Here is a 12804-nt window from a genome sequence, read left to right as displayed (position 1 = left end):
ATGCGGCCAACCCGCACCAACCCCCGAACCCCACCACCGGACCTAACAAAGCCCTACTAGAGGCCCACGTCCCGGCTGCGGATGTCGTCCAGCGACTCCCGGCGGACCAGGAGCCTGGCGATGCCCGCGTTCACGGCGGCCACCGGCGGGCGGCCGACCAGGTTGTATCCGGAGGCCATGGACAGCTGGTATGCGCCGGCCACCGGTACGGCCAGCAGGTCTCCGGGGCGTACGTCGTCGGGGAGTTCGACGTCGGAGGCGAGCACGTCGCCCGCCTCGCAGTGCCGGCCGACGACGGTCACCAGGGTGTTGGGGGCGGCGCTGGACCGGCCGATCAGGCGGGGCGCGTACCGCACGCCGTACAGCGCGGGCCGCGGGTTGTCGCTCATGCCGCCGTCGACGGCGACGAAGGTGTGGTCGCCGGTGCGCTTGACGGCGAGCACGTGATAGAGAGCAACGCCCGCCGGGCCCACGATGGCCCGGCCCGGCTCGATGATCAGCCGGGGCACGGCGAGTCCGGCCGCCGCGCACGACTCGGCCAGCTCGGTGCGCACCTTGCGGGCCAGCGTCGTCAGGTCGAGGGCCTCCTCGCCCGGTCGGTAGGCGATGCCGTGGCCGCCGCCCAGGTCGAGTTCGGGCAGCACCAGGCCATGCTGCCGGTGCAGGCTCGCCATCAGCCCGACGATCCGGCGGACGGCGGCGAGATACGGCTTGATGCTGGTGATCTGCGATCCCAAGTGGCAGTGCAGACCGGTGAGTTCGAGCTGCGGTTGGTCCAGGATGCGGGCGATGGCGTGCTGGGCGTAGCCGTCGCGGATGGACAGGCCGAACTTCTGGTCCTCGGTGCCGGTGCGGATCTTCTCGTGGCCGCCCGCAGTGATGCCGGGCACCACACGGACCATGACCTTCTGGTGGCCGTCGGGGCCGACGGCGGCGGCCAGCCGGGCGATCTCCGACGGGCTGTCGATCACGATCCGGCCCACGCCCAGCCGCAGCGCGCTCTCCAGGTCGCGCGGCGACTTCGCGTTGCCGTGCAGCACGATCTTCTCGGGCGGGAACCCGGTGGTCACCGCCAGCTCCAGCTCACCGGCCGAGCAGACGTCCAGGCCCAGGCCCTCCTCGTCCATCCAGTGGACCATGGCCCGGCACAGGAACGCCTTGGCCGCGTAGAGGACTTCGGCGTCGGGAAAGGCGTGCCGGTAGGTGCGGCAGCGCTCGCGGACCTCGCTCTCGTCGAGGACGTAGACCGGGGTGCCGAAGCGGTGCGCCACCTCGGCGAGGGACACGCCGCCCACGGCCAGGTCGCCCGGCCGGGGTTCGGTGGTGGAGGCGGGCCACACCGTCAGGTCGGCGGGTGTGGTGACGGTGGGTTCGTGCAGTGTCGTCATCGGGAACTCCCCCTCTCACGCGGCCCGCAGGGCCACGGCGGGCGCGACGCGCAGGACTGCTGCGACGGGCGACGGGGCCGGTGCCGAGAACTGGGGGTCGATCGTCAGGTTGGTGATGCCGAGCGGAGCGGTCAGCGCGCGCAGCGCGGGCTCGGCGAGACGGATCCAGGCCTGGTCGGGGCCGAGGGTCGCGGCCAGGTTGTGTGCGGAGGTGAAACCGACCGCCGTGCGGTCACCGAGGGGGGTGCGGAACAGCCGCGCCGCGTACCCCGCTGGTCCCGGCCGGACCGGTACGTACAGGGGCCCGGCCGGGGAGCGATGAGAAGGCTCCGGGTCTTCACCGCACAAGAGTTCTGTCATGGGATGCCTCCTGGAGGATCCGGGTGTGCGTCGACGGATCGACCGCACGAGTGGCTGATGTGCCCCGGCCGCGGGAAGGCGGGACCGGGGCTCGTCCTCGACGCTATGCCCGGCCCAACTGGTCACCCAGGCCTCATGACGGGATGCTGACGGCGTTCCGGGCAACGCTGACGTGCTGCTGACAGACCGGTCCCTTGACGCAGTCGGAGGCCATCAGAAGGACGCCAAGAAGTGCTCCGCGGACTGGTCGAGGCGCCCGTCCGGGAGTGTGATGGAAGAGGTCCTGTCTGCCAGGAGCCGCCCCGGGGGATGCCCGCGGGCACTAGCGAAGATCGGTGAAGTCATGTCCGATGACGACGGTCCCCAGGTCCCTCGTGTCGTGGTCGGCGTGAGCGGCTCGCTCGGGAGCGTGACGGCGCTGTACCGGGGCACCGCAGAGGCCCGGAGGCGCGGTGCCGAGCTCTGGCCCGTGCTGGCGTGGGAACCGCCCGGCGGGGAGCTTGCGGCGCGCCGCTCACCTGCCTCGGACCTGATGGTGGACGAGTGGCTGCGCCTGGCCCGGCGGCAACTGGCCGCGGTGCTCAATGACGTCTTCGGCGGCGGCGAGCCCGGCGTACCGCTGCACGCCCTCATCGTTCGTGGCACGCCCGGGCGCGCTCTCGTGGAGACCGCGTGCCGCGAGGACGACCTCCTGGTCGTCGGCGCGGGGCGACGCGGCTGGCACCGCGCCTTCTCCGGCTGGGTCACCCGCTACTGCCTCGCTCACGCCACCTGCCCGGTCCTCGCGGTGCCGCCCTCCCCACTGGAGTCCGAACTGGCGTCCGTGCACCGGCGCAACACCTGGCGGCTGCGGATGGATCCGCGGCATGTGCTGTAGCAGCACCGGCTTACGAGGTCATCGCCGCCGACAGGTCTGGTCGCTCCGGTCGGCGCCCTGGTGCCAGGGGCAGACTCAGTACCATCGTCAGTCCGCCGCCGGGAGTGTCCTCGGCGTTCAGCGTGCCGCCCATGGCCTCGGTGAAACCACGGGCCACCGCGAGACCCAGGCCCACGCCGGCGCCGCCCGGAGAGTCGCCGTGGCGCTGGAAGGGCTCGAAGATGCGGTCCTTGGCCTCGTCGGGGACGCCCGGCCCGCGGTCCACGACCCGCACCTCCACCCGGTCGGCGATGGAGCTCGCCTTGACCACGACGGGCGCGCCCCCGGGGCTGTACTTGACCGCGTTCTCGACGACGTTGGCCACGACGCGCTCCAGCAGCCCCTTGTCCACGTGGACCATGGGCAGCGTCTCGGGGACGTCCAGCTCCACGGTGCCGTCCGGCACACCACCCAGCGCCATCGGCACCACCTCGTCCAGGTCGGCCTCCCGGACGATGGGCGTGACCGTGCCCGTCTGGAGCCGGGACATGTCGAGCAGGTTGCCCACCAGATGGTCGAGCCGGTCGGCGCCCGCCTCGATCGCCTCCAGGAGTTCCGCCCGGTCCTCCTCCGACCAGACCACGTCGTGCGAACGCAGGGAGGAGACCGACGCCTTGATCCCGGCCAGGGGCGTACGGAGATCGTGGCTGACGGCGGCCAGCAGCGCGGTGCGGATGCGGTTGCCCTCGGCCAGTTCCTTGGCCTGGTCCGCCTCCTCCTGCAGTCGCCGGCGCTCCAGCACGACGGCCGCCTGGGCGGCGAACGCCGCGAGCACCCGCCGGTCGGAGGCCGGCAGCATCCGCCCCGACAGCGCGAGCGCCATGTGGTCCCCAACCGGTACGTCGACGTCCGCATCCTCGGGCGACTGGCAGGGCTGCAGCCCCACGCTGCCCGCGCACGTCCAGGGTGCCGTGTCCCCCTCGCGCTCCAGCAGGGCCACGGACTCCAGGCCGAAGGTCTCCCTGACCCGCTCGAGCAGCTCCTCCAGGCCGGTCTCCCCGCGCAGCACGTTGCCGGCGAGGAAGGAGAGGATCTCCGACTCGGCGCGCAGCCGGGCCGCCTGGTGGGTGCGCCGGGCCGCGAGGTCCACCACCGAGGCCACCGACACGGCGACCCCGACGAAGACCGCGATCGCGACGACGTTCTTCGGATCGGCGACGGTGAACGTGTGGATCGGCGGTGTGAAGAACCAGTTGAGCAGCAGAGAGCCCACCACGGCCGAGGCGAGCGCCGGCAGGAGTCCGCCGAGCAGGGCCGCTGCCACCGTCAGCGCCAGGAACAGCAGCATGTCGTTGGCCAGGCCGATCGCCGGGCTCATACCGGCCAGCACAAGGGTCAGCAGGGCGGGGCCGAGCACACCGACCAGCCAGCCCGCGACGATCCGCGACCGGCCGAGCCGCGCGCCCCGGGCCACCGGCAGTCCGCGCCCCTTCCCCACCTCGGCGTGCGTGATCAGGTGGACGTCGAGGTCGGGACCCGATTCCCGGGCGACCGTGGCGCCGACGCCGGGCCCGAAGACGTACTGCCAGGCCTTGCGCCGGGACACACCCAGCACGATCTGTGTCGCGTTCACCCCGCGCGCGAAGTCCAGCAGCGCGGCCGGGACGTCGTCACCGACGACGTGGTGGAAAGTGCCGCCGAGGTCCTCGACCAGGGCGCGCTGGACGGCCAGTTCCTTCGGCGAGGCGGCCGACAGTCCGTCGCTGCGGGCGATGTAGACCGCCAGCACCTCACCGCCGGCGCCCTTCTCCGCGAGCCGTACGGCCCGGCGGATCAGTGTCCGCCCCTCCGGACCGCCGGTCAGGCCCACCACGATCCGCTCGCGCGAGCCCCAGATCTTCGAGACCTGGTGTTCAGTGCGGTATTCGTTGAGGTACTCGTCGACCCGGTCGGCCACCCACAGCAGCGCCAGTTCACGCAGGGCGGTCAGATTGCCGGGGCGGAAGTAGTTGGACAGGGCCGCGTCGACCTTGTCCGACTGGTAGATGTTGCCGTGCGCCATACGGCGGCGCAGCGCCTGCGGCGACATGTCGACCAGCTCGATCTGGTCCGCCCGCCGCACCACCTCGTCGGGAACCGTCTCCTGCTGCCGTATGCCGGTGATCGACTCGACGACGTCGCCGAGTGACTCCAGATGCTGGATGTTGACGGTCGACACCACGTCGATCCCGGCCGCCAGCAGCTCCTCCACGTCCTGCCAGCGCTTGGCGTTGCGCGAGCCCGGGATGTTGGTGTGCGGCAGTTCGTCGACCAGGGCGACCTGCGGGTGGCGCGCGAGGACGGCGTCGACGTCCATCTCCGTGAACACGGAGCCGCGGTACTCGATTTCCTTGCGCGGCACCTGCTCCAGGCCGTGGAGCATCACTTCGGTGCGCGGCCGGTCGTGGTGCTCCACCAAGGCCACCACGCAGTCGGTGCCCCGCTCGATCCGGCGGTGGGCCTCGGACAGCATCGCGTAGGTCTTGCCCACGCCCGGTGCCGCGCCGAGGTAGATCCGAAGCCTGCCGCGTGCCATGTCATCCTTCGAAGCGGTAGCCCATGCCGGGCTCGGTGATCAGATACCTGGGGTGCGAGGGGTCCGACTCGAGTTTGCGGCGGAGCTGGGCCATGTAGACCCTCAGGTAATTGGTCTTGTTGCTCTGCGGTCCGCCCCAAACCTCACTGAGGAGGTGTTTCTGGGTGATGAGACGGCCCGGGTTGGTGACCAGGATCTCGAGCAGGTGCCACTCGGTTGGGGTGAGACGCACGTCGCGGCCGGAACGCACCACCTTCTTCGCGAGCAGGTCGATGGTGAAGTCGTCCGTCTCCACCAGGGTCGTCTCAGCGGACGGCGGCCCGTCCTCGGTACGGCGTACGGCGGCCCTGAGGCGGGCCATCAACTCGTCCATGCTGAACGGCTTGGTGATGTAGTCGTCGGCACCCGCGTCCAGCGCGGCGACCTTCTCGTCGGACGCCCGGCGCGCCGACAGCACCAGGATCGGTACCCGGGTCCAGCCACGCAGTGCCCTGATGACGTCGACCCCGTCCATGTCGGGCAGTCCGAGGTCGAGCATCACCACGTCCGGCTGACGCGCGGCCGCCAGCCGGAGGGCCGAGGCGCCGTCGGGCGCCGCGTCCACTCCGTACCGGCGTGCCTGCATGTTGATCACGAGTGCCCGTACGAGCTGTGGGTCGTCTTCCACGACCAGCACTCGGGTCATCAGTTGCCCTTGATCAGTTCCTTGAGCGCGATGTTGAGTTCGAGGACGTTCACACGAGGCTCGCCCATGAAGCCGAGCATGCGGCCCTGGGTGTGGTCCTTCACGAGCTTCTCCACCTGCCCGACGGGCAGCCCGTTCTTCTCGGCGACCCGGTGGACCTGGATCTCCGCGTACTGCGGGGAGATGCTCGGGTCCAGGCCGGAACCGGAGGAGGTCACCGCGTCGGCGGGCACCTGCGACACCTTGACGGTGTAGCCGGGCACCGAGTTGTCCTTGACGACGGCGGCCTGAGCGTCCTTCACCTGCTGGACGAGCACCTTGTTGTCGGCGGCGAGGTTGGTGGCGCCGGACAGCAGCAGCTTGTACTGGGTGTTCACGCTGTTGCTGCCGAGACCGTTGGCCGGGCGGCCCTGAAACCACTTCAGGTCGGGGTCCGGCGTCTCCTGCCCCTTCTTCAGTGGCAGGTTGTACGACTGGCCGATCAGGGACGACCCGACGACTCGGCCGTCCGACTTGATCTCGGAGCCGTTCGCCTTGTTGTTGAACAGCCCCTGGGCGATGCCGGTGACGACCAGCGGGTAGATGACGCCGGTCACCACGGTCAGCACGAGGAGGGCTCGCAGGCCCGCCCCGAGCAACCGGGCGGTGTTCGTGATGGAGTTGTTCATGGCGATCAGCCGATTCCGGGGATGAGGGAGATGATCATGTCGATGATCTTGATGCCGATGAAGGGGGCTATCAGGCCGCCGAGGCCGTAGATACCCAGGTTGCGACGGAGCATCTTGTCGGCGCTCACCGGCCTGTATTGCACGCCCCGCAGGGCGAGCGGCACCAGCACGATGATGATCAGCGCGTTGAAGACGACCGCGGACAGAATCGCGGAGTCCGGCGAGGACAGTGCCATGATGTTCAGCTTGTCCAGGCCCGGGTAGACCACGGCGAACATCGCCGGGATGATCGCGAAGTACTTCGCCACGTCGTTGGCGATGGAGAACGTCGTCAGCGCGCCACGGGTGATCAGCAACTGCTTGCCGATCTCCACGATCTCGATCAGCTTGGTCGGGTTGGAGTCGAGGTCGACCATGTTGCCGGCCTCCTTGGCGGCCGACGTGCCCGTGTTCATCGCCACGCCGACGTCAGCCTGTGCCAGCGCCGGGGCGTCGTTCGTGCCGTCACCGGTCATCGCGACGAGCTTGCCGCCGGCCTGCTCCCGCTTGATGAGGGCCATCTTGTCCTCGGGAGTGGCCTCGGCGAGGAAGTCGTCGACGCCCGCCTCCTCGGCGATCGCCTTGGCCGTCAGCGGGTTGTCGCCCGTGATCATGACGGTCTTGATGCCCATGCGGCGCAGCTCGTCGAACCGCTCCCGCATGCCGTCCTTGACGATGTCCTTGAGGTGGATGACACCGAGCACCCGGGCCCCGTGGGCGTCGTCGACGGCGACGAGCAGCGGGGTGCCGCCCGCGCCGGCGATCTGGTCGGTCAACTCCTGAGCGTCTTCGGCGACTTCGCCGCCACGGTCACGCACCCAGGCGATGACGGAAGCGGTCGCGCCCTTGCGGATGCTGCGCCCGTCCACGTCCACGCCCGACATCCGGGTCTGAGCGGTGAACCCGATCCACTCGGCCTGCGTCAGCTCGCCCTGGTGCCGCTCGCGCAGCCCGTACCTCTCCTTCGCCAGCACCACTACGGAACGGCCCTCGGGCGTCTCGTCGGACAGCGACGACAGCTGGGCGGCGTCCGCCACCTCGGCGCCGGTCACCCCCTGCACCGGCACGAATTCGGACGCACGGCGGTTGCCGAGCGTGATGGTGCCGGTCTTGTCGAGCAGCAGGGTGGAGACGTCACCGGCGGCCTCGACCGCACGGCCGGACATCGCCAGGACGTTGCGCTGGACCAGGCGGTCCATGCCCGCGATACCGATGGCGGACAGCAGCGCGCCGATCGTGGTCGGGATCAGGCAGACCAGCAGGGCCACCAGCACGACCATCGTCAGGTGCGTGCCCGCGTAGTCGGCGAACGGCGGGAGCGTAGCGCACGCCAGCAGGAAGACGATCGTCAGCGACGCCAGCAGGATGTTGAGCGCGATCTCGTTCGGTGTCTTCTGCCGTGCCGCGCCCTCGACGAGGTTGATCATCCGGTCGATGAAGGTCTCGCCCGGCTTTGTCGTGACCTTGATGACGATGCGGTCGGACAGGACCTTCGTACCGCCGGTGACCGCGGACCGGTCACCGCCGGACTCGCGGATCACCGGAGCCGACTCACCGGTGATCGCCGACTCGTCGACCGACGCGACGCCCTCGACGACGTCGCCGTCGCCGGGGATCACGTCGCCCGCCTCACAGACGACCAGGTCGCCGACGCGCAGCTCGGTGCCCGGCACCCGCTCCTCGCTTCTGCCGTCTTTGAGGAGCCGGCGCGCCACGGTGTCCGTCTTGGCCTTGCGCAGGGTGTCCGCCTGTGCCTTGCCGCGGCCCTCGGCGACCGCCTCCGCCAGGTTGGCGAAGATGACGGTCAGCCAGAGCCAGGCGCTGATCGCCCAGCCGAACCAGTCGCTGGGATCCGTGAAGGAGAACACCGTGGTCAGCACGGAGCCGATCCACACCACGAACATCACGGGGGACTTGATCATCACCCGCGGGTCGAGCTTGCGGAAGGCGTCCGGCAGCGACTTGACCAGCTGCTTGGGATCGAAGATTCCCGCGCCGACACGGCCCTCGGGGGACTTGTGACCGGTGGGTACGTCGCTGTGCGGCGCCCGGGTCGGAGTGGCTGTGGACATGGAGTCCTCTTGCTTCTGTATGCGAGTGGTCATCACGCCAGCCCCTCGGCCAGCGGCCCGAGCGCGAGCGCCGGGAAGTAGGTCAGACCGACGATGATCAGAATGGCGCCCACCAGCAGTCCGGTGAACATCGGCTTCTCCGTGCGCAGGGTGCCTGCGGTGACGGGCACCGGCTTCTGTTCGGCCAGCGAGCCGGCCAGCGCCAGGACGAACACCATCGGCAGGAAGCGCCCGAGCAGCATCGCGAGTCCGGTCATGGTGTTGAACCAGTCGGTGTTCGCGTTCAGGCCCGCGAAGGCCGAACCGTTGTTGTTCGCGGCGGACGTGAAGGCATAAAGGACTTCGGAGAAGCCGTGCGCCCCCGGGTTGAGCATCGAATTCGGTGGTGTGGGCAGCGCCATGGAGAGCGCGGAGAACACGAGCACCAGCGCCGGGGTGATCAGGATGTAGACGGCCGCCAGTTTGATCTCGCGGGAGCCGATCTTCTTGCCCAGGTACTCGGGCGTGCGGCCGACCATCAGACCGGCGATGAACACGGCGATGATCGCGATGATCAGCATGCCGTAGAGGCCGGAGCCGACGCCGCCGGGCGCGATCTCGCCGAGCATCATGCCGAGCATGGTGATGCCGCCGCCGAAGCCGGTGAACGACGAGTGGAAGGAGTCGACCGCGCCGGTCGAGGTGAGCGTCGTCGCCACCGCGAAGATCGACGAGCCGCCGACGCCGAAGCGGACCTCCTTGCCCTCCAGCGCACCGCCGGCGATCTGCAGGGCGCCTTCGTGGTGGGCGAACTCGGTCCACATCATCAGGGCGGTGAAGCCCAGCCAGATGGTGCCCATGGCCGCGAGGATCGCGTAGCCCTGCTTGACCGAGCCGACCATGATGCCGAAGGTGCGGGTCAGCGAGAACGGGATGACCAGGATCAGGAAGATCTCGACGAGGTTCGTGAACGGGGTGGGGTTCTCGAAGGGATGGGCACTGTTGGCGTTGAAGTAGCCGCCGCCGTTCGTGCCCAGCTCCTTGATGACCTCCTGCGAGGCGACCGCACCGCCGTTCCACTGCTGCGAGCCGCCCATGAACTGGCCGACCTCGTGGATGCCGGAGAAGTTCTGGATGGCGCCGCACGCGACCAGGACGATCGCCGCGACGAAGGCGATCGGAACCAGGATGCGGACCGTGCCGCGCACCAGGTCGGCCCAGAAGTTGCCCAGCTCGCCGGTGCGCGAGCGGGCGAAGCCGCGCACGAGAGCTATCGCGACCGCGATACCGACGGCGGCCGAGACGAAGTTCTGCACGGCCAGACCGGCGGTCTGCACGACGTGGCCCATGGCCTGCTCGCCGTAGTACGACTGCCAGTTGGTGTTGGCGACGAACGACGTGGCGGTGTTGAACGCCTGCGCCGGCTCGATCGCGGAGAATCCCAGCGAACCGGGCAGGACGCCCTGGAGCCGCTGCAGCAGGTAGAGGAAGAGGACGCCCACGACGGAGAAGCTGAGGACGCCGCGCAGGTAGGCGGGCCAGCGCATCTCCGTGTCGGGGTTGGCACCGATGCCCTTGTAGATCCACTTCTCGACACGCAAGTGCTTGTCGGAGGAGTAGACCTTGGCCATGTAGTTGCCGAGGGGGACGTAGACGATCGCCAGCGCCCCTACGAGGGCGAGCAGCTGGAGGATGCCTGCGAGTACGGGACCCATGGTCAGTCTCAGAACCTCTCCGGGAAGATCAGGGCGAGGACGAGATAGCCCAGCAGGGCGACGGCCACAACCAGGCCGACGATGTTCTCGGCGGTCACAGCTTCGTCACCCCCTTGGCGACGAGAGCCACCAGCGCGAAGACCGCGATCGTGGTGACGACGAAGGCCAGATCGGCCATCGTGAACTCCTGGGATGAGGTTCGAATCGGACGTGGACTGTTAGAGGAAACCCTGCTTCTGGCCGGATCCGACTCCCGTTGACGGCTCCCTTACGGCCGCGTTTACGCCTTTGACGGGACTCTTACGTCCGCCTGGCCGACCTGCAAGCAGGGGCCGCCATCCGGGGCCGGAATGCGTCAGGACAGCCGGAATCGCAGTCGGCAGATCACGGCGTCCGTCTCCCGCCGTACGGCGTGCGCGACGACGGCACCCCGCTGGTTCTGCAGCAGCCGCTGCCACAGCCGCTCGGGCTCCGTCTCCGGGATCAGGACGGTGACCCGGGTGGCCGGTTCCGCCGCGGCGACCTCACGGACGTACGCGGCGATGGGGCGGCCCAGGGTGCGACGGGCGCAGTTCAGCCGGATCAGCGGCACCCCGGGGTCCCATTCGGCCCAGGCGCGCTCCAGGGCGTGCAGGTGAGCCCGGTCCTCGGGGTCGGGGTGGCACACGGTGACCGCGCGGACCTCGTCGCCGAGCGAGGCGGCCGCGCTGAGGGCCTCGGAGGTGAGCCGGGAGATCGAGGACACGGGCACGATCACGACCGAGCGCTCCCGGTGCGGGGTCCCGGGCACACGGCCCAGGCCCAGGCGCTCGCCGATCCGTGCGTAGGCGCGGTGCACGGCGCGGAAGGCCGCCACGAGCAGCGGCAGGGCGACCACGATCAGCCAGGCGCCGTCCGCGAACTTGCTCGCCGTGACCACGACCGCCGAGACGCCGGTGAGGACGGCACCGAAGCCGTTGAGCAGCGCCTTGCCGCGCCATCCGGGGCCGCGCTGGAGGCGCCAGTGCCGGACCATGCCGACCTGGGCGATGGTGAACCCGATGAACACCCCGATGGCGAACAGCGGCACGAGGGTGTTGGTGTCGCCGCCGGAGAACACCAGCAGTGCTGCGGAGACGAGGGCCAGGGCGAGCACGCCGTGGCGGTGGACCTGGCGGTCGGCCTTCAGGGCGAAGACGTGCGGCAGGTAGTTGTCCCTGGCGAGCAGCTTCAGCAGCACGGGCAGGCCGCCGAAGGAGGTGTTCGCGGACAGCGCCAGCAGGATCATCGTGGCGAACTGGATGACGTAGAACGCGGCGTTGTGACCGAGCGAGGCGTCAGCGAGCTGGGCGAGGACGGTGACGCCCTCGACCGGCTGGAGATGGAAGCGGGAGATCAGTACCGACAGGCCGATCAGCATCACGCCGAGCACCGCACCGAGGGCGACCTCCGCGCGCTGGGCGCGTTTGACGCGCGGGACGCGGAAGGAAGGGACGGCGTTGGCGATGGCCTCGACACCGGTCAGTGCCGAGCACCCGGAGGCGAAAGCTTTCAGCAGGAGCAGAGCGCCCACGGTCGTGGCGTTGTCCGCGAGGACGGAGGAGTGCCCGGCCGCGGTCGCGGTACTCACCGGCGAGGACCGGAACAGGCCCACGACGATCAGCACGAAGACCGAGCCGACGAACACCGCGGTCGGCACGATGAAGACCTTCGCCGACTCCACGATGCCGCGCAGGTTGACCGCCGTGATCAGCGCGAGCACGGCCAGGCACAGCCACAGCCGCTCGTCGTACAGGGCCGGGAACGCGGAGGTCAGGGCGGCCACGCCGGCTGTGACGGCGACGGCGACGTTCAGGACGTAGTCCAGGACCAGGGAGGCGGCCGCCACCAGGCTGGTGCGGGCACCCAGGTGCGTCCTGGCGACGGCGTACGAACCGCCGCCGTCCGGGAAGGCCGCGATCACCTGCCGGTACGAGGCGACGAGCACCGCGAGCAGCGCGGCGATGGCCAGCGTGACGGGCAGCGTGAAGCCCAGGCCGTGCGCACCGGCGGCGGCCAGGACGAGGACGATCGCCTCGGGGCCGTAGGCCACCGACGCCATGGCGTCCAGCGACAGTGCGGCGAGACCGGTGACGGCGGTGAGGCGATGCCGTTCGCCGGTATCGGGCGGCTCGTCGCCGGCGGGGACGGCGCCCGGTTCGGCGGTCAGTACGGCCATGAGCGGGTGCTCCTTCATAACCACGGGGATGTACGTCCGCGCGCGGACGGGCCGCGCGCGGTGCACCAAGGTTGTGTCCCGCCGCGGACGGCTCCCGCCGCCCCTTGCGCGTTCTTCGCGCGAAGCCCGCCGACCCTGACGTGCCCTTGACGCCGTTGTGACGCGGATTACGCACCCGCACGCTGCCCAGGCGTCAAGAAAGGCCGCCCGCTCGTCAGAGTCGTGTCAAGGCACGCTGCCCCACACACGCCCGGCCTCTACCGTCTGCGC

Annotated in this window: 10 protein-coding genes; 1 reads left to right on the top strand and 9 read right to left on the bottom strand. The window is 69.9% G+C overall.

Going from position 1 to position 12804, the window contains the following annotated elements; translation table 11 throughout:
* Positions 1 to 56 precede the first annotated feature (56 nt).
* Together lysA and IEZ19_RS39450 are read right to left on the bottom strand one after the other, a co-directional pair.
* Positions 57 to 1388, bottom strand: coding sequence for a diaminopimelate decarboxylase (gene lysA, locus IEZ19_RS39455; RefSeq protein WP_189316212.1), 1332 nt, complete (start codon positions 1386 to 1388; stop codon positions 57 to 59).
* A gap of 15 nt (positions 1389 to 1403) precedes the next feature.
* Positions 1404 to 1748 carry an SAV_915 family protein gene (locus IEZ19_RS39450; RefSeq protein ID WP_189316211.1) on the bottom strand — a complete coding sequence of 115 codons (345 nt, stop codon included), beginning with the start codon at positions 1746 to 1748 and terminating at the stop codon, positions 1404 to 1406.
* 343 nt (positions 1749 to 2091) lie between these two features.
* Between IEZ19_RS39450 and IEZ19_RS39445 the strand changes: the two genes are divergently transcribed.
* On the top strand, positions 2092 to 2625 hold the full coding sequence (locus tag IEZ19_RS39445) for a universal stress protein (RefSeq protein ID WP_189316210.1): 534 nt from the start codon (positions 2092 to 2094) through the stop codon (positions 2623 to 2625).
* Positions 2626 to 2635: 10 nt separating this feature from the next.
* Here IEZ19_RS39445 and IEZ19_RS39440 read toward each other — a convergent pair whose 3' ends face one another.
* From IEZ19_RS39440 to IEZ19_RS39410, 7 genes are all read right to left on the bottom strand, one after another.
* Positions 2636 to 5179, bottom strand: a complete 2544-nt coding sequence (locus tag IEZ19_RS39440; protein WP_189316209.1) for a sensor histidine kinase — start codon at positions 5177 to 5179, stop codon at positions 2636 to 2638.
* Position 5180: 1 nt separating this feature from the next.
* Complete coding sequence (locus IEZ19_RS39435; RefSeq protein ID WP_189316208.1) at positions 5181 to 5864, bottom strand: response regulator; 684 nt, start codon at positions 5862 to 5864, stop codon at positions 5181 to 5183.
* Positions 5864 to 6532, bottom strand: a complete 669-nt coding sequence (locus tag IEZ19_RS39430; protein ID WP_189316207.1) for a potassium-transporting ATPase subunit C — start codon at positions 6530 to 6532, stop codon at positions 5864 to 5866. Before IEZ19_RS39430 ends, IEZ19_RS39435 begins: the two co-directional genes overlap by 1 nt.
* Positions 6533 to 6537: 5 nt before the next feature.
* A complete protein-coding gene (gene kdpB, locus IEZ19_RS39425) occupies positions 6538 to 8643 on the bottom strand; it encodes a potassium-transporting ATPase subunit KdpB (protein WP_373297125.1) in 2106 nt (701 codons plus the stop codon).
* A gap of 32 nt (positions 8644 to 8675) precedes the next feature.
* Complete coding sequence (gene kdpA, locus IEZ19_RS39420; protein ID WP_189316205.1) at positions 8676 to 10337, bottom strand: potassium-transporting ATPase subunit KdpA; 1662 nt, start codon at positions 10335 to 10337, stop codon at positions 8676 to 8678.
* Positions 10338 to 10345: 8 nt separating this feature from the next.
* Positions 10346 to 10435 (bottom strand): K(+)-transporting ATPase subunit F, encoded by a 90-nt coding sequence (gene kdpF, locus IEZ19_RS39415; protein WP_016434100.1) that lies wholly within the window; start codon positions 10433 to 10435, stop codon positions 10346 to 10348.
* A 257-nt stretch (positions 10436 to 10692) separates the two neighbouring features.
* Positions 10693 to 12534, bottom strand: a complete 1842-nt coding sequence (locus IEZ19_RS39410; protein WP_189316204.1) for an APC family permease — start codon at positions 12532 to 12534, stop codon at positions 10693 to 10695.
* Positions 12535 to 12804 lie beyond the last annotated feature (270 nt).

Origin of the sequence: Streptomyces brasiliensis (assembly GCF_014647875.1) — a bacterium.
GTDB classification, from domain to species: domain Bacteria; phylum Actinomycetota; class Actinomycetes; order Streptomycetales; family Streptomycetaceae; genus Streptomyces; species Streptomyces brasiliensis.
Note: the sequence above shows the minus strand (reverse complement) of the source record. Positions and strands in the feature narration are given on the sequence as shown.

Excerpts from the sequence above, each read along its gene's own strand:
- lysA (WP_189316212.1), bottom strand. The coding sequence starts at position 1,388 with ATGACGACACTGCACGAACCCACCGTCACCACACCCGCCGACCTGACG.
- kdpB (WP_373297125.1), bottom strand. The coding sequence starts at position 8,643 with ATGTCCACAGCCACTCCGACCCGGGCGCCGCACAGCGACGTACCCACC.
- IEZ19_RS39410 (WP_189316204.1), bottom strand. The coding sequence starts at position 12,534 with ATGGCCGTACTGACCGCCGAACCGGGCGCCGTCCCCGCCGGCGACGAG.
- IEZ19_RS39445 (WP_189316210.1), top strand. The coding sequence starts at position 2,092 with ATGTCCGATGACGACGGTCCCCAGGTCCCTCGTGTCGTGGTCGGCGTG.
- kdpA (WP_189316205.1), bottom strand. The coding sequence starts at position 10,337 with ATGGGTCCCGTACTCGCAGGCATCCTCCAGCTGCTCGCCCTCGTAGGG.
- IEZ19_RS39430 (WP_189316207.1), bottom strand. The coding sequence starts at position 6,532 with ATGAACAACTCCATCACGAACACCGCCCGGTTGCTCGGGGCGGGCCTG.
- IEZ19_RS39435 (WP_189316208.1), bottom strand. The coding sequence starts at position 5,864 with ATGACCCGAGTGCTGGTCGTGGAAGACGACCCACAGCTCGTACGGGCA.
- IEZ19_RS39440 (WP_189316209.1), bottom strand. The coding sequence starts at position 5,179 with ATGGCACGCGGCAGGCTTCGGATCTACCTCGGCGCGGCACCGGGCGTG.
- IEZ19_RS39450 (WP_189316211.1), bottom strand. The coding sequence starts at position 1,748 with ATGACAGAACTCTTGTGCGGTGAAGACCCGGAGCCTTCTCATCGCTCC.